At 55.3% G+C, this 16,111-nt stretch carries 13 protein-coding genes; 3 read left to right on the plus strand and 10 right to left on the minus strand.

The genetic code is table 11. The features are described 5' to 3' along the window. Positions 1 to 68: 68 nt before the first annotated feature. From OGV82_RS22550 to thpR, 10 genes are all read right to left on the minus strand, one after another. Complete coding sequence (locus tag OGV82_RS22550; RefSeq protein WP_024130696.1) at positions 69 to 659, minus strand: fimbrial protein; 591 nt, start codon at positions 657 to 659, stop codon at positions 69 to 71. A gap of 421 nt (positions 660 to 1,080) precedes the next feature. Then, positions 1,081 to 1,461, minus strand: coding sequence for an aspartate 1-decarboxylase (gene panD / locus OGV82_RS22555; RefSeq protein ID WP_012134019.1), 381 nt, complete (start codon positions 1,459 to 1,461; stop codon positions 1,081 to 1,083). Positions 1,462 to 1,553: 92 nt separating this feature from the next. Beyond that, positions 1,554 to 2,408 (minus strand): pantoate--beta-alanine ligase, encoded by an 855-nt coding sequence (gene panC / locus OGV82_RS22560; protein WP_024130695.1) that lies wholly within the window; start codon positions 2,406 to 2,408, stop codon positions 1,554 to 1,556. A gap of 118 nt (positions 2,409 to 2,526) precedes the next feature. Next, positions 2,527 to 3,318, minus strand: a complete 792-nt coding sequence (gene panB / locus OGV82_RS22565; protein ID WP_047458863.1) for a 3-methyl-2-oxobutanoate hydroxymethyltransferase — start codon at positions 3,316 to 3,318, stop codon at positions 2,527 to 2,529. Between the two features lie 120 nt (positions 3,319 to 3,438). After that, positions 3,439 to 3,918 carry a 2-amino-4-hydroxy-6-hydroxymethyldihydropteridine diphosphokinase gene (gene folK / locus OGV82_RS22570; protein WP_101744228.1) on the minus strand — a complete coding sequence of 160 codons (480 nt, stop codon included), beginning with the start codon at positions 3,916 to 3,918 and terminating at the stop codon, positions 3,439 to 3,441. Beyond that, positions 3,915 to 5,312, minus strand: a complete 1,398-nt coding sequence (pcnB, locus tag OGV82_RS22575) for a polynucleotide adenylyltransferase PcnB (RefSeq protein ID WP_204267647.1) — start codon at positions 5,310 to 5,312, stop codon at positions 3,915 to 3,917. The genes folK and pcnB overlap by 4 nt, the downstream gene beginning before the upstream one ends. Positions 5,313 to 5,381: 69 nt before the next feature. Continuing rightward, positions 5,382 to 6,278, minus strand: coding sequence for a tRNA glutamyl-Q(34) synthetase GluQRS (gene gluQRS / locus OGV82_RS22580; RefSeq protein WP_012134014.1), 897 nt, complete (start codon positions 6,276 to 6,278; stop codon positions 5,382 to 5,384). A 145-nt stretch (positions 6,279 to 6,423) separates the two neighbouring features. Further along, the gene (gene dksA, locus OGV82_RS22585) at positions 6,424 to 6,879 is read right to left on the minus strand and encodes an RNA polymerase-binding protein DksA (RefSeq protein ID WP_001155232.1); all 456 of its coding nucleotides are present in this window, start codon (positions 6,877 to 6,879) and stop codon (positions 6,424 to 6,426) included. A 177-nt stretch (positions 6,880 to 7,056) separates the two neighbouring features. Continuing rightward, positions 7,057 to 7,761: a DNA/RNA nuclease SfsA gene (gene sfsA / locus OGV82_RS22590; RefSeq protein ID WP_012134013.1), complete on the minus strand. Its 705-nt coding sequence runs from the start codon at positions 7,759 to 7,761 to the stop codon at positions 7,057 to 7,059. A 34-nt stretch (positions 7,762 to 7,795) separates the two neighbouring features. Beyond that, positions 7,796 to 8,326: an RNA 2',3'-cyclic phosphodiesterase gene (gene thpR / locus OGV82_RS22595; protein WP_047458852.1), complete on the minus strand. Its 531-nt coding sequence runs from the start codon at positions 8,324 to 8,326 to the stop codon at positions 7,796 to 7,798. Between the two features lie 73 nt (positions 8,327 to 8,399). Here thpR and hrpB point away from each other — a divergent pair, with 73 nt between their 5' ends. The 3 genes from hrpB (at position 8,400) to fhuA (ending at position 16,080) form a co-directional block, all read left to right on the plus strand. Continuing rightward, a complete protein-coding gene (gene hrpB, locus OGV82_RS22600) occupies positions 8,400 to 10,829 on the plus strand; it encodes an ATP-dependent helicase HrpB (protein WP_180961903.1) in 2,430 nt (809 codons plus the stop codon). Between the two features lie 170 nt (positions 10,830 to 10,999). Next, positions 11,000 to 13,540, plus strand: coding sequence for a bifunctional glycosyl transferase/transpeptidase (mrcB, locus tag OGV82_RS22605; RefSeq protein ID WP_047458846.1), 2,541 nt, complete (start codon positions 11,000 to 11,002; stop codon positions 13,538 to 13,540). A 350-nt stretch (positions 13,541 to 13,890) separates the two neighbouring features. Further along, a complete protein-coding gene (gene fhuA, locus OGV82_RS22610; protein ID WP_047458843.1) occupies positions 13,891 to 16,080 on the plus strand; it encodes a ferrichrome porin FhuA in 2,190 nt (729 codons plus the stop codon). Positions 16,081 to 16,111: the final 31 nt, after the last annotated feature.

The following is a 16,111-nucleotide window of genomic DNA, read 5'->3' on the forward strand; positions in this document are numbered from 1 at the left end:
TCCCTGTTGGATGTAACGAAAACATCCTCTGGCTTAAGCCAGAGGATGAAGAACAACAGTCCTGTTGCTTATTGGTAGTTCATGGTGAAGGCAACCTGTGCCTGCACGGAACCGCTGGTTACGCCAGTAGCCGGGCCCATATAAGCGACGGTGTAGTTCAGTTCGCCTTTGCCATCAGTCAGCGTGGTTGACTGAGTGTTGTTAGGATGATCGATTTTGATCAGATCGGTCTTCGTGTTGCCATCGTTGTGCAGAACCAGGCTTACGTTGGTTGCTGAACCTTGCAGGCCAGTTGGTGGAACCAGTGCGCCTTCGTTGTTTGCGGAAGAACCGCCCCAGGAATCAAACTGCGCATCAGCAGACTGCAACTCAGTATCCGCACAGGAAATAGACAGCGCGAACTTAGCCTGGCCCAGGGTGCTGTTAACGTCGGCAGCAGTACCTGGGGTGAAGTCTTCTACTGACACGGTCGGCAGAGTGACGTTGAAGTCTTTAGTTGTCTGGGAGCTCAGTGGATCATCTTTCAGCGTGATGTTACAGGTATTCGGGGTGACCAGGCCGTGGAAGGTGATGGTGCCACGATCCGCGTCTGCTGCGAATGCTGAACTGGAAATAGTTGCCAGAACTGCCGCAGCTAATGCGTATTTTTTCAATGCCATTTTGATAAACATCCGTATTAGATAATAAGTGTACTTTACGTTTTTAGAAAAAGTACTTCGTCTGTTAAGCGTAAAGGCCGGCCGGGGAATTACATTAACTTTGCGGAGTATAGGAAAATATTTATTGATAATTGTAATTATCTTTACTTAAATGGTGTTTAAGTAAACTTAACTGATGGTTATTTCATTGAAAGGTAAGTGTTTTTATTTTTGGTTATTCACCTGATGAATTTGTGAGGAAAAGAATTTAATGATATAAATAAATATAACGATGGATTGTTAAACGTTTGTTTAAATTTTCTGATAACGCCTCCGCTAATATTATTAGTTGTCCTGATAAGAAAGACCGGAATTATTTAAAATAAAAGGAGCTGAAGTTTTTCGGCTCCTTTTATTAATATAATAATATATTTGGGAAATATCAGGCAACCTGTACCGGGATCGCTTTCGCGGTGCGCTTCATTTCATTATCGCCTTCAAAATAGGCGACGTTGGGCTGCCAGCGACGCGCTTCTTCGTCTGACATGGTAACGAAACTTGCGATGATCACGATATCGCCCACCGCAGCGCAGTGCGCCGCTGCGCCGTTCACGGAGATGATTCTGGAACCACGTTCGGCGGCAATCGCATAGGTTGAGAAGCGCTTGCCGTTAGTCACGTTCCAGATATCAATGGCTTCGTTTTCAAGAATACCGGCTGCGTCCAGAAAATCCTGATCAATGGCGCAGGAACCTTCGTAGTGCAGGTCCGCCTGAGTCACTTTCACGCGGTGGAGTTTGCCCTGCAGCATAGTGCGAATCATAACTTCTACCTTTAAATCTTAGCGATAACGAAGCAGGCGTCGCCTGCTTTGAGGAAATTCTCAGGCAGTATTGCCTGATTTTTAACCCCTGTCTACTGGGTTAATGTAACGGACTGATTGTCGATCAGGCGAGCCTGACCCAGCCATGCCGCCATCAGGATCACCGCGCGTTTGCTGCTATCGGTGAGTTCCAGCAGCGTGTCCGCGTCGCGAATCTGAATGTCATCCGCGCGGAAGCCTTTTTCATTCAGCTCCTGCTCGGCGACGGCGATCATCTCTTCCAGATCGCGATTACCCGCCAGCAATTTCTCGGCGACGCTGTTCATCACCTTATTTAAGCCAGGAGCAATTTTGCGCTGTTCGGCGGTCAGGTAACCGTTACGCGAACTCAGCGCTAAACCATCTTTGGCGCGAATAATCGGTACGCCGACGATCTCGATGTCGTAGCCCATATCGGCCACCATCTTGCGGATTAAAGCCAGTTGCTGGAAGTCCTTTTCGCCAAAGCAGGCGATGTCCGGCTGGACGAGATTGAAGAGTTTGCTGACGATGGTGGAAACACCACGGAAATGGCCCGGACGGCTGGCGCCTTCCAGCATGGTGGACAGCCCGGGAACATCAACGTAAGTCTGGCCGTCGGTGCCTTGCGGGTAAATTTCCGCTGGCGCCGGCGCGAACACGAAATCCACTTTGCGTTTGTTCAGCTTTTCGCAATCTTCCTGCAACGTTCGTGGGTAGCGTACCAGATCGTCCGGGCGGTCAAACTGCATTGGGTTAACGAAAATACTGACCACCACGACGTCAGCGCGCGCTTTCGCTTCCTCAACCAGTTTCATATGACCATCGTGCAGGTTGCCCATCGTTGGCACCAGCGCAATGCGTTTACCGTCCTGGCGCAGGCGGCGAATATGCTGTCGCAGCAGCGGCAGGGTTTCAATAATTAGCACAACAAGACTCCTTAAGTTGCCTGATGGACCGTGGTTTGTAGGCCTGATAAGCGTAGCGCCATCAGGCATTTTGCCGGATGGCGACGCAGGGCGTTTTATCCGGCCTACAAGCACCCCATTAATGGAAGCTGTGTTCTTCGCCCGGATAGACGCTGGACTCAACCTCGGCAATATACTGCCGCACGGCGGCGCGCATGTCGCCTGCTTCCGCCAGGAAATTTTTAGCAAATTTCGGAATGTGGCCGCCGGTAATGCCGAAGGCGTCGTGCATCACCAGGATCTGACCGTCGGTTACGTTGCCTGCGCCAATGCCGATGACCGGAATGGAGAGCGCTTCGGTGACGCGTTTAGCAAGCTCAACCGGTACGCATTCCAGCACCAGCAACTGCGCGCCTGCCGCTTCCAGCGCCAGCGCATCATCCAGCAGTATCTGCCCCGCATCGCCGCGCCCCTGGATCTTATAGCCGCCAAAGATGTTGACGGATTGCGGCGTCAGTCCCAGATGGCCGCACACCGGCACCGCGCGTTCGGTGAGCATTTTTACCGTATCGACCAGCCAGGCGCCGCCTTCGATTTTGACCATATTCGCCCCCGCGCGCATCACCACGGCGGCGTTTTCAAACGCCTGCTCCGGGGTGGCATAGGCCATAAACGGCAGGTCGGAGAGCAGGAGACAGTTAGGCGCGCCACGGCGCACCGCACGCGTGTGGTAAGCGATATCTTCTACGGTAACAGGCAGGGTGGAATCGTGTCCCTGAACCGTCATGCCCAGCGAGTCGCCTACCAGCATCACGTTGATACCCTCGTCAGCGAAGAGTCTGGCAAAGCTGTAATCGTAGGCGGTGATAGTTGCGAAGCGCTTTTTCTCTTGCTTACATTTTTGCAGCAAGGCGATAGTCGTCGGTTTCATAACGTTTCCTGATGGTGGAGGTCATATTAACCGGCATTTTAACAGCAGCATTGATGGGGGCAATGGATTTAAGCAATCGATTAACCCGAAAGCAGTAAACGCTAAAGAGGGGCGGGCAATTTACCAGTGGGCAGGTTTTTCTGCTGCGAGGCGCGTGAGGTAATGATGCAGCGTGACGCCGTCTGGGAACACCAGGTCGGGGGCGATTTCAAAGAGTGGCCACAGCATAAAACCGCGATTTTTCATGTCGTAGTGCGGTATCGTCAGGCGGGGCGTGTTTATTACGTCATCACCAAACAGCATGATGTCGAGATCGAGTGTGCGCGGCCCCCAGCGTTCGGCTTTGCGAACGCGACCCTGTTGTAACTCAATACGCTGCGTGTGGTTGAGCAGTTCTTCCGGCGCCAGTTGGGTTTCCAGCGCAACGGCGGCGTTCAGGTAGTCGGGCTGATCCTGCGGGCCTAGCGGGGGAGTGCGGTAAAACGAGGAAACGGCAACAATACGGCTGTCCGGGATGTCGCCGATAGCCTTCACGGCAGCATTAACCTGCTCCAGCGGAGAGGCTAAGTTGCTGCCGAGCGCGATATAGGCAACCGTCACGCGGTTCCCTCGCGGCGTGGCGCGCGTTTGCGCGGACGACGATGGCGGCGGCGCGGCGCGGGGTCTTCATCCAGCTCATTCAGCATGCCTTTCTGATCGGGCGGCGCTGAAACCTGGAACTCGCCCCACCACTGCGCCAGACGTTGCAGTTCAGCGTTGTTTTCCACCTCGGCGCGCAACGCCAGCAGATCGTATGCGGCGCGGAATTTCGGGTGCTCCAGCAGCTTCCAGGCGCGTTTGCCCTGGCGGCGGGACATCCGCAACTGGAGTTGCCAGATATCACGGGTTAACGTGGTGAGGCGTTTCGGGATCGCCAGCGAACGGCACGCTTCGTCCAGCACCTCGTTCATGGCCAGCGCAAAGGCGTCGTAATAGGCCAGGCCGCTCTCCTGAGCGATTTTCTGCGCCATTTCCAGCAACGGATACCAGAACATGGCGGCAAACAAGAACGCCGGGTTAACGCGCATGTCGTTATGGATGCGGTTATCGGTATTTTTCAGCACCTGCGCAATGATGCGCTCCATCGCGCTGTCGCCGTTTTCGGTGAAATAACGCGTAATGGTGGGGAACAGGGGCTGGAACAGGCTGTATTCACGCAGCTTTTTGTAGGTTTCGAAACCATATCCCGCTTGCAGAAGCTTCAGGGACTCTTCAAACAGACGCGCGGGCGGAATATCGTTGAGTAAGGTCGCCAGGCGCGGAATCGGCTCTGCGGTTTCCGGGCTGATGCGCATATCGAGTTTTGCGGCGAAACGGACTGCACGCAGCATTCGCACCGGATCTTCGCGGTAACGCGTTTCAGGGTTGCCGATCAGGCGAATCACGCCGTCTTTCAGATCCTGCATACCGCCGACGTAATCGCGCACGGTGAAATCCGCCACGCTGTAATAGAGGCTGTTAATGGTGAAGTCGCGACGCTGGGCGTCTTCTTCAATGGAGCCGAAGATGTTATCGCGCAACAGCATGCCGTTTTGCCCGCGCTGGGAGGTGGCGCGGTCGCTGTCGTTGCCTTCATGGTGGCCACGAAATGTCGCCACTTCGATAATCTCCGGGCCGAACATGACGTGCGCCAGACGGAAACGGCGACCCACCAGACGACAGTTACGGAACAACTTCCGCACCTGATCCGGCGTTGCGTTGGTGGTGACATCGAAATCTTTCGGTTTTTTGCCGAGCAGAAGATCGCGCACGCCGCCGCCAACCAGCCAGGCCTCATATCCCGCTTTATTGAGCCTGTACATTACTTTCAGAGCATTTTCACTGATATCTTTGCGGGAAATAGCGTGCTGCTCACGCGGGATTACCGTCATATGTGGACGGGCGACGGCAAGCTCGGCCTCGCTCTCCTCGCGGTTTAGCACCTTGCGGCAAAAATTAGCGACTCGGGTAAAAATAGTGCACCTCGGTAGTGTCAAACATCAATCAGGACAAGTTACTGCGTAAAAATAGCGGCTAATCATAGCTCAGCAAGACGCATTTGAGAATGCTGGATTTACACTTGCCGATTCCGGCACCGTCGTAAGCGTCCAGTTATCCACTGCGTACTGCAATAATTCGTCGGTATGCATATCCTGCCATTGCGCCGTGGCGTTCTGGCCCAGAAAGCGCAGCGCGGCAATGAGTACGGGGCGTGGATCGCCCTCCGGCAAGGCTGGGGCATGATTCTGTTTGGAAAGTTTAGCGCCTTGTTCGTTGAGCGCCAACGGCAGATGAATATAGTCCGGCGCGCGCCAGCCGAACTGCTGGTACAACGAAATTTGCCGTACCGTGGGTTCGATTAAATCCGCGCCGCGCACGATTTCCGTGACGCCCTGAAAATGATCGTCCACGACCACCGCCAGGTTATAGGCGAACAGACCATCGCGGCGATGAATAATAAAATCCTCGCGCGCCAGCAGCGGGTCGGCCTGGATATCACCGCGCAGCACGTCATGAAATTGCATCACCGGACTGAACTGTTTAATCCGCACGGCGGCATTTTCCGGCCCATGCTGCAAGGTTCGGCAATGGCCGTCGTAAACGCCGCCAATGCGTTGAATACGCGCGCGCGGGCAGGTGCAGTAGTAGCTTAAATTCTGCTGGCGCAGCCAGGCGAGCGCGTCGCGGTAGGCGTCATGGCGTTGGGACTGCCACAATATATCGCCATCCCAGTGCAGGCCGTAATGTTCCAGCTGACGCAGAATTGTCTCTGCGGCACCGGGAACTTCACGAGGGGGATCGATATCTTCAATGCGTACTCGCCAGATCCCATGCTGAGAGCGGGCTCGCAGGTAACTACCGAGGGCGGCGATCAGTGAACCAAAGTGCAGCTCGCCAGAGGGGGACGGGGCGAAGCGGCCAATATAGTGTGCGTTGGTCATACCGGTGGACAATATAAAAGAATAAGGCGGGAGATAACCCCGCCCGGATTTTGCCGGATGGCGGCGCAAACCCTTCATCCGGCCTATGAATTGTTGCCAGGCAGGATAAGCGTAGCGCCATCCGGCGTTCTACGGTCTGACGGGATTAGCCCGCCATTTGTTTTTCGCGGATCTCAGCCAGCGTTTTGCAGTCGATGCACAGATCGGCTGTTGGACGCGCTTCCAGACGGCGAATACCAATTTCGACACCGCAGGATTCGCAGTAGCCAAAATCTTCGTCTTCCACTTTCTTCAGCGTTTTCTCGATCTTTTTGATCAGTTTGCGCTCACGGTCGCGGTTACGCAGCTCAAGGCTAAATTCTTCTTCCTGCGCGGCACGGTCAACCGGATCAGGGAAGTTAGCCGCTTCGTCCTGCATATGAGTCACAGTGCGATCGACTTCATCCCTGAGTTGATTACGCCATGCTTCAAGAATACGCTTGAAGTGCGACAGCTGGGCTTCGTTCATATACTCTTCGCCCGGTTTCTCCTGGTACGGCTCCACCCCAGCGATGGCGAGAATACTCAGGGACGATGTTTTACGGTTTTGCCCTTCTTGCATGTTGCTTCTCCTTAACACGCACTATCGATCCCCATTGTCGGGGGAAAAATCAGGTCGCTATAAATAGCAGATGCTTTTCAGGATAGCAATTATCTAAACGTAACACTTGACAACCCTGTGAGGAAAAGCGTATTTGCGTACGCGACCAGAATACTAATTAACCGATTGTTTACGCCATTATAAAGTCATGGGTAACGGTTCTTTTAGAGTCATACCTTCGGCAGAAAGTTCGGCTTTATAAACCAGAATTTCTACCCCCTTTAGCTGTGCTTCAATCAATAGTTGCGCATATTTTGCATCGATATGCCGCGCGGGTGAAAACCGTGTAATGGCTGAATGCAGCACCGCGAATAACACCACGGCGCGATGGCCTTCAGCCGCTACGCTCATCAGTTCCCGAAGGTGTTTTTGTCCCCGTAAGGTGACGGCATCGGGAAAATAACCATACTCTTGTTCCGCTAATGTGACCGATTTCACTTCAATATAGCAGTCGGGTCGGGAATCTGCCTGTAACATGAAATCAATACGGCTGCGTTCCGCGCCGTATTTTACTTCGCTTTTTAACAGGCTGTAGCCTGAAAGTTCTGAAAGCTGCTCATTCTGAATCGCTTCCTTCGTTAATCTGTTTGCCCACAGGGTGTTAACGCAGATAAGTGCGCCTGTCCGGGTTTGCGTTAATTCCCAGGTGTGCGGATATTTGCGTTTAGTATTTTCTGATGTCGAATACCAGACGGTATCGCCCGGCGTGGCGCATCCGGTCATCGCACCGGTATTTGGGCAGTGTAACGTTAATTCCGTGCCGTCCGGCGTAATGACATCAGCTAAAAAACGTTTGTAGCGCTGAATTAAGGTGGCGCGCTGTAATGGCGGAGAGAACTGCATGTGATTTCCTTAAAGCCTGCTTTTGCAGACTATTTTATTCGGCAAGCGTCCAGCGCTGTAGCTGTGTGTAACGTGTGCGGCCGCGTTCGAACGACGAGGCATAAAGCGCAAATTCATTGACCGGAAACGACCAGCAAAAACCCGGCGCTGGAATGGCGACCGCATGGCTGGCGTCGCGCAGCAGCGTAATATGCGGATGAAAAGGCTGCGGGCTTTGATAACAACCGCTGCGCGCCGCCTGGGCGCGTAACATGTTTGCCAGTTGCAGCAGCCCGCGCGGCGGCTGTCGCATCCCCAGCCAGACGACCCGCGAACGTAGCCACTGGCCCGCGTCATCCAGCCTGAGCGTAAAGCCCGGCTGACGGATGCGTCCGGCAAGCTGTGATAACGCCTGTTGCTTGCTCGCGCTCACCTCGCCTAAAAACGCCAGCGTCAGGTGCAAATTCGCTGCGGCGACCGGCCTGCCGTCGTCCGGGGAAAAATGACCGGCGCGCCAGGCGATGATCTGCTCACGAACCTCGTCGGGCAATTCAATGGCAAAGAACAGCCTTTTCGGCTCAGACATGATGGGTACTCGGTTATGAATTAACGCGATGCTACAATGCAGCGCGAAGAATGTTAACCCTCTGGAGCCATTTGTGACGTCGTTGCCCGTTGCCGCCGTACTGCCCGAATTACTTGCCGCGCTTGAAAGCGCGCCCCAGGTTTTGCTCACCGCCCCAACCGGCGCGGGGAAATCGACCTGGCTGCCGTTGCAGTTTCTGACGCATAAAGGCATTCAGGGGCGAATTATCCTGCTGGAGCCGCGCCGCCTGGCGGCACGCAATGTGGCGCAGCGGCTGGCGGAACTCCTGAACGAGAAGCCTGGCGAAACGGTCGGTTATCGGATGCGCGCGCAAAGCTGTGTTGGCCCGCAGACGCGGCTTGAAGTGGTGACGGAAGGGGTGTTGACAAGAATGATCCAGCGCGATCCCGAGCTGAGCGGCGTCGGGCTGGTGATCCTCGATGAATTTCATGAGCGTAGTTTGCAGGCGGATCTGGCGCTGGCCCTGCTGCTGGACGTGCAGCAAGGGCTGCGTGACGATCTGAAACTGCTGATCATGTCTGCGACGCTGGACAACGGGAAGCTGCAACAGCGGCTTCCTGATGCGCCGCAGGTGGTGTCTGAGGGGCGTGCCTGGCCCGTTGAGCGTCGCTACCAGTCACTTCCGGCCCAACTGCGTTTTGATGAGGCGGTGGCCATCGCCACGGCAGATTTGCTGCGTCACGAAACCGGCTCTCTGCTGCTGTTTTTACCGGGCGTTGGGGAAATCCTGCGCGTACAGGAACACCTGGCCGCGCGCGTGGCGGATGATGTGCTGTTATGCCCGCTGTATGGCGCGTTGTCTCTGGAGGCGCAGCGTAAAGCGATACTGCCTGCGCCGCGCGGGATGCGCAAAGTCGTGCTGGCGACCAATATTGCCGAAACCAGTTTAACCATCGAGGGTATCCGTCTGGTGGTGGACAGCGCGCAGGAGCGCGTGGCGCGCTATGACGTGCGAACCGGCCTGACGCGGCTGATTACCCAGCGCGTCAGTCAGGCCTCCATGACGCAGCGAGCCGGACGCGCCGGGCGTCTGGAACCGGGCGTGTGTGTTCACCTGCTGGCGAAAGAGCAGGCGGAAAGGGCGGCGGCGCAAAGCGAGCCGGAGATTTTACAAAGCGATCTGTCCGGTTTATTGCTGGAGCTGCTGCAATGGGGATGCAGCGATCCCGCGCAGCTAAACTGGCTGGACCTTCCCCCGTCTGCCAACGTGCAGGCAGCCCGGCGGCTGTTGCAGATGCTGAATGCGCTGGATGGCGAGCGGCTGAGCGCGACGGGGCAGAAAATGGCGCGGCTTGGCAACGACCCCCGTCTGGCGGCGATGCTGGTCAGCGCCGGTAATGACAGCGAAAAGGCGACAGCGGCGAAACTGGCGGCGATTCTGGAGGAACCGCCGCGCGCGGGCAATACCGACCTCAGCGTGGCGTTTTCGCGCCAGCAACCGGGCTGGCAGCAGCGTAGCCAGCAGCTCCTGAAACGGCTCAACGGGCGAGGCGGCGAAGTGGACGGCACGATGCTGGCGCCGCTGCTTGCGCAGGCGTTTGCCGATCGTATCGCGCGTCGACGCGGTCAGGAAGGGCGCTATCAACTGGCGAATGGCATGGGCGCGGTGCTTGACGCCGATGACGCGCTGGGTCGCCATGAGTGGCTTATCGCACCGTTGCTGTTGCAGGGGAGCGCGTCGCCGGATGCCCGTATTCTGCTGGCTTTACCGCTGGATATTGAGGCGCTTATTCAGGCATGTCCGGCGCTGTTGCAGCAGTCCGACACGGTAGAGTGGGACGACGCGCAGGGAACGTTAAAGGCGCTGCGCCGAATGCGCATCGGGCAACTGACGGTAAAAGTTCAGCCGCTGGCTAAGCCTTCGGAAGAGGAACTGCACCAGGCGATGCTCAATGGCATTCGCGATAAAGGGCTAAGTGTGCTCAACTGGACGCCGGAGGCTGAACAGTTCCGCCTGCGTCTGCTGTGCGCGGCGCAATGGTTGCCGGAGTACGACTGGCCCGCCGTTGATGACGCTTCTCTTCTGGCGACGCTGGAAAGCTGGCTGCTGCCGCACATGACGGGCGTTCATACGCTGCGCGCCCTGAAAGCCCTGAATATTACCCAGGCGTTACGTGGCCTGCTGGACTGGTCTATGCTGCAACGTCTGGATAGTGAGCTGCCCGCGCATTACACTGTGCCGACGGGAAGCCGGATAGCCATTCGTTATCACGAAGATAACCCGCCAGCGCTGGCGGTCAGAATGCAGGAGATGTTTGGCGAAGCGAATACGCCTGCTATCGCGCAGGGGCGCGTGCCGCTGGTGCTGGAGTTGCTCTCACCAGCTCAACGCCCGCTACAGATTACGCGCGATTTAAGCGCGTTCTGGCAGGGAGCGTACCGCGAGGTACAAAAAGAGATGAAAGGGCGTTATCCCAAACATGTCTGGCCGGACGATCCGGCGAATACCGCGCCAACGCGGCGCACAAAGAAGTATTCATGACTGCCGGATGGCGCTGTGCTTATCAGGCCTGCTCGCTCAAATGTAGGCCGGATAAGGCGAAGCCGCCATCCGGCATAAACATGGCAGAAAATTGAGAGATTTCTTCTTCTGTCGACTGACGGAAGAACAGAGAATCGGGCCTTTGCGCCTGTATGTTGCGGAGAAAAAGCATGGCCGGGAATGACCGCGAGCCAATTGGACGCAAAGGGAAACCACCGCGTCCGGTGAAACAAAAGGTAAGCCGTCGTCGACTCAGAGATGAAGAGTACGACGACGATTATGATGATGACTATGAGGATGAAGAACCGATGCCGCGTAACGGTAAGGGCAAAGGGCGTAAGCCTCGTGGCAAGCGTGGCTGGCTCTGGCTACTGCTAAAACTGTCGATTGTTTTTGTCGTGCTGATTGCGATCTACGGTGTCTATCTGGATCAAAAAATCCGTAGCCGTATTGATGGCAAAGTCTGGCAGCTTCCTGCGGCGGTATATGGCCGGATGGTTAACCTTGAGCCGGAAATGCCCGTCAGCAAGAATGAAATGGTGAAATTGCTGGAGGCCACCCAGTACCGTCAGGTGACGAAAATGACGCGTCCCGGCGAGTTTACCGTGCAGGCGAACAGCATCGAGATGATCCGCCGTCCGTTTGACTTCCCGGACAGCAAAGAAGGGCAGGTGCGTGCGCGTCTGACCTTTGACGGCGGCCATCTGGATACGATCGTGAATATGGATAACAACCGTCAGTTTGGTTTCTTCCGTCTCGATCCGCGCCTGATCACCATGCTCTCTTCGCCGAATGGCGAACAGCGCCTGTTCGTGCCGCGCAACGGTTTCCCGGATCTGCTGGTGGATACGCTGCTGGCGACGGAAGACCGTCATTTCTATGAGCACGATGGCGTTAGCCTGTATTCCATCGGTCGTGCGGTGCTGGCGAACCTTACCGCCGGGCGCACGGTTCAGGGGGCGAGTACGCTGACGCAACAGCTGGTGAAAAACCTGTTCCTCACCAGCGAACGCTCCTACTGGCGTAAAGCGAACGAAGCTTACATGGCGCTGCTGATGGATGCGCGCTACAGCAAGGACAGGATCCTTGAGTTGTACATGAACGAAGTCTATCTCGGCCAGAGCGGCGATAACGAGATTCGCGGCTTCCCGTTGGCGAGCCTGTACTACTTTGGCCGCCCGGTCGAAGAGTTGAGCCTCGATCAGCAGGCGCTGTTGGTGGGGATGGTGAAAGGGGCGTCAATCTACAACCCGTGGCGTAACCCGAAACTGGCGCTGGAGCGTCGTAATCTGGTGCTACGTCTGCTGCAACAACAGCAGGTGATCGACCAGGAGCTGTACGACATGCTGAGCGCGCGTCCGCTGGGCGTGCAGCCGCGCGGCGGGGTGATCTCGCCACAGCCAGCCTTTATGCAGATGGTGCGTCAGGAGTTGCAGGCGAAGCTCGGCGACAAAGTGAAAGACCTTTCTGGCGTGAAGATCTTCACCACTTTTGATTCCGTGGCGCAGGATGCGGCTGAAAAAGCGGCCGTTGAGGGCATTCCGGCGCTGAAGAAACAGCGCAATCTGAGCGATCTGGAAACCGCGATTGTGGTGGTAGACCGCTTCAGCGGTGAGGTGCGTGCGATGGTCGGCGGGGCGGAGCCGCAATTCGCCGGGTACAACCGTGCGATGCAGGCGCGCCGTTCTATCGGCTCTCTGGCAAAACCGGCGACCTATCTGACGGCGTTAAGCCAGCCGAAGCTGTATCGCCTGAACACCTGGATTGCCGACGCGCCGATCGCGCTTCGTCAGCCGAACGGGCAGGTCTGGTCTCCGCAGAACGATGACCGTCGTTACAGCGAAAGTGGCAAAGTGATGCTGGTGGACGCGCTGACGCGCTCCATGAACGTGCCGACGGTGAATCTGGGGATGGCGCTGGGGCTTCCTGCCGTCACCGATACCTGGATGAAGCTGGGCGTGCCGAAAGATCAGCTGCATCCGGTTCCGGCCATGCTGCTGGGGGCGCTGAACCTGACGCCAATCGAAGTGGCGCAAGCGTTCCAGACCATCGCCAGCGGCGGCAACCGGGCGCCGTTGTCAGCATTGCGTTCGGTGATTGCGGAAGACGGTACGGTGTTGTACCAGAGCTTCCCGCAGGCTGAGCGCGCGGTTCCGGCGCAGGCGGCGTATATGACGTTGTGGACGATGCAGCAGGTTGTGCAGCGCGGCACCGGGCGTCAGCTGGGCGCGAAATATCCGGGCCTGCATCTGGCGGGTAAAACCGGAACCACCAACAACAACGTCGATACCTGGTTTGCAGGGATTGATGGCAGCCAGGTGACGATTACCTGGGTGGGTCGCGATAATAACCAGCCGACGAAACTGTACGGTGCCAGCGGCGCGATGTCGATTTATCAGCGTTATCTGGCGAACCAAACGCCAACGCCGCTGACGCTGACGCCGCCGGAAGATGTGGTGGATATGGGCGTTGATTACGACGGTAATTTCGTCTGTAGCGGTGGAATGCGTGCGCTGCCGGTCTGGACGACCGACCCGGACGCGCTGTGCCAGCAGGGCGAAATGATGCAACAGCAGCAGCCGACCGGGAATCCGTTCGATCAGTCTTCTTCGCAGCAACAGCAGCCTCAACAGCAGCAACCGGCGCAGCAGGAGAAGAAAGACAGCGACGGCGTGGCGGGGTGGATCAAGGATATGTTTGGTAGTAACTAACCGTTGCGCCTGATGGCGCTGCGCTTATCAGGCCTACAGAACCAATAAACGCATTGGATCTTGTAGGCCTGATAAGGCGCGCCAGCGCCGCCATCCGGCAAGATGGCAAAAACAGGCGCGAACCGTAGGCCGGATAAGGCGCGCTAGCGCCGCCATCCGGCAAATTTCCGCAGAATAACGTTCCAGCCTAAATCATTAACCCTTCCTTTTCATCTGGTTATTTCTTAACCCCTTAGTTTTGATAGGGGCGCGTATTGCTTGCTATCGCGCCAACGTTTCGAATATTATGCTGCGGTCATAAGAATAATTCTCGTTTACGTTATCATTCACTTTTCATTAGAGATATACCAATGGCGCGTCTTAAAACTGCTCAGCCAAACTCTTCGCTGCGTAAAATCGCAGTCGTAGTAGCCACAGCGGTTAGCGGCATGTCTGTCTATGCACAGGCGGCGGTTGAACCGAAAGAAGAAACTATCACCGTAACCGCTGCACCTGCCCAGCAGGAAAGTGCCTGGGGACCATCACCAACGATTGCGGCCAAACGATCCGCAACCACCACCAAGACTGATACCCCGATTGAGAAAACACCACAGTCTGTTTCGGTGGTGACTAACGAAGAGATGCAGATGCATCAATTCCAGTCGGTAAAAGAAGCATTGGGTTATACGCCTGGCGTAACGGTAAGCAGCCGTGGTGCGTCTAATACCTATGATTTTGTGATTATCCGTGGTTTTTCATCTGTTGGCCTGAACCAGAATAACTATCTGGATGGCCTGAAGCTCCAGGGTAACTTTTATAACGATGCGGTCATCGATCCTTACATGCTTGAGCGTGTTGAACTGATGCGTGGCCCAACTTCGGTTCTCTACGGTAAGAGCAACCCTGGTGGTATTATCTCCATGGTCAGTAAACGCCCGACCACGGAACCGCTGAAAGAAATTCAGTTTAAAATGGGAACAGATAATCTGTTCCAGACAGGGTTTGATTTTAGCGATTCGCTGGATGACAACGGTGAGTTTTCTTATCGTTTAACGGGGCTGGCGCGTTCTACGAACGAACAGCAGAAGAGTTCTGAGTCCCAGCGTTATACTATCGCGCCATCTTTCAGCTGGCGCCCGGATGATAAAACCAACTTTACCTTCTTGTCCTATTTCCAGAATGAACCAGAAACAGGTTATTACGGCTGGCTGCCGAAAGAAGGGACTGTTGAGCCATTACCAAACGGTAAGCGTTTACCCACTGATTTTAATGAAGGCGCATCGAATAATACGTATTCCCGTAACCAGAAAATGGTGGGATACAGTTTTGAACACGGCTTTAATGATACCTTTACTGTCCGTCAGAACCTGCGTTTTACAGAAATGAAAACTTCGCAGAAGAGCGTTTATGGTACAGGGATTGCTGCGGATGGTCATACCCTGAACCGTGGCACCGTTGTTGATGATGAGCGTCTGCAAAACTTCAGCGTAGATACGCAACTGGAAAGCAAATTTGCTACAGGCGCGGTTGATCACACCTTGCTGACAGGTGTGGACTTCATGCGTATGCGCAACGATATTAACGCGGCCTTTGGTAGCGCGCCGTCAATTGATCTGTATAACAATTATCACCCGGAATATTTTGCTTTTGGTGGCACAGAGCCATATCAGATGAATGAAAGCAAACAGACCGGTATCTATGTTCAGGATCAGGCTGAATGGGATAAGTGGGTATTTACCCTCGGTGGTCGTTATGACTGGTCTAAACAAGCGACGACGGTACGTCAGAACTCTTATACGCCAACTGAAGGGTATATTGAGCGTAATGACCATAAATTCACCTGGCGCGGTGGTGTGAACTATCTGTTTGATAACGGTATTACGCCATACTTCAGCTATAGTCAGTCCTTTGAGCCTAGCTCATTTGACCTGTGGAGCAATCCGCGTGTTTCTTACGAGCCGTCGAAAGGCGAGCAGTATGAAGCCGGTGTGAAATATGTACCGAAAGATATGCCGATCGTCATTACTGGCGCGGTTTATCAGCTCACTAAGACCAATAACCTGACAGCTGATCCAAACAACCCATTGGCACAGGTGCCAGCAGGTGAAATTCGTGCTCGTGGCGTTGAACTGGAAGCCAAAGCCGCGCTTACCGCCAACATTAACATGACGGCATCGTATACCTATACTGATGCTGAATACACGAAGGACACTACGCTTAAAGGCAATACACCTGAGCAGGTGCCAGAGCATATGGCGTCTTTGTGGGGTGACTACACCTTTAACGAAGGCCCGCTGTCTGGTCTGACATTAGGTACTGGTGGTCGCTTTATCGGCTCCAGCTACGGCGATCCGGCGAACAGCTTCAAAGTTGGTAGCGCGGCAGTGATGGATGCGGTCGTAAAATACGATCTGGCTCGCTTTGGTATGGCGGGTTCCAGCGTCGCGGTTAACGTCAACAACCTGCTTGATCGTGAATACGTTGCCAGTTGCTTCCAGACCTATGGCTGCTTCTGGGGCGCGGAGCGTCAGGTCGTTGCAACCGCAACCTTCCGTTTCTAATTTCTCTTTGGGCACGGTTCGCCGTGCCCGC

It is taken from the genome of Citrobacter sp. CK191 (assembly GCF_030333435.1).
GTDB classification, from domain to species: Bacteria; Pseudomonadota; Gammaproteobacteria; order Enterobacterales; family Enterobacteriaceae; genus Citrobacter_B; species Citrobacter_B koseri.

Excerpts from the sequence above, each read along its gene's own strand:
- OGV82_RS22550 (WP_024130696.1), bottom strand. The coding sequence starts at position 659 with ATGGCATTGAAAAAATACGCATTAGCTGCGGCAGTTCTGGCAACTATT.
- panD (WP_012134019.1), bottom strand. The coding sequence starts at position 1,461 with ATGATTCGCACTATGCTGCAGGGCAAACTCCACCGCGTGAAAGTGACT.
- panB (WP_047458863.1), bottom strand. The coding sequence starts at position 3,318 with ATGAAACCGACGACTATCGCCTTGCTGCAAAAATGTAAGCAAGAGAAA.
- gluQRS (WP_012134014.1), bottom strand. The coding sequence starts at position 6,278 with ATGACCAACGCACACTATATTGGCCGCTTCGCCCCGTCCCCCTCTGGC.
- dksA (WP_001155232.1), bottom strand. The coding sequence starts at position 6,879 with ATGCAAGAAGGGCAAAACCGTAAAACATCGTCCCTGAGTATTCTCGCC.
- sfsA (WP_012134013.1), bottom strand. The coding sequence starts at position 7,761 with ATGCAGTTCTCTCCGCCATTACAGCGCGCCACCTTAATTCAGCGCTAC.
- thpR (WP_047458852.1), bottom strand. The coding sequence starts at position 8,326 with ATGTCTGAGCCGAAAAGGCTGTTCTTTGCCATTGAATTGCCCGACGAG.
- mrcB (WP_047458846.1), top strand. The coding sequence starts at position 11,000 with ATGGCCGGGAATGACCGCGAGCCAATTGGACGCAAAGGGAAACCACCG.
- fhuA (WP_047458843.1), top strand. The coding sequence starts at position 13,891 with ATGGCGCGTCTTAAAACTGCTCAGCCAAACTCTTCGCTGCGTAAAATC.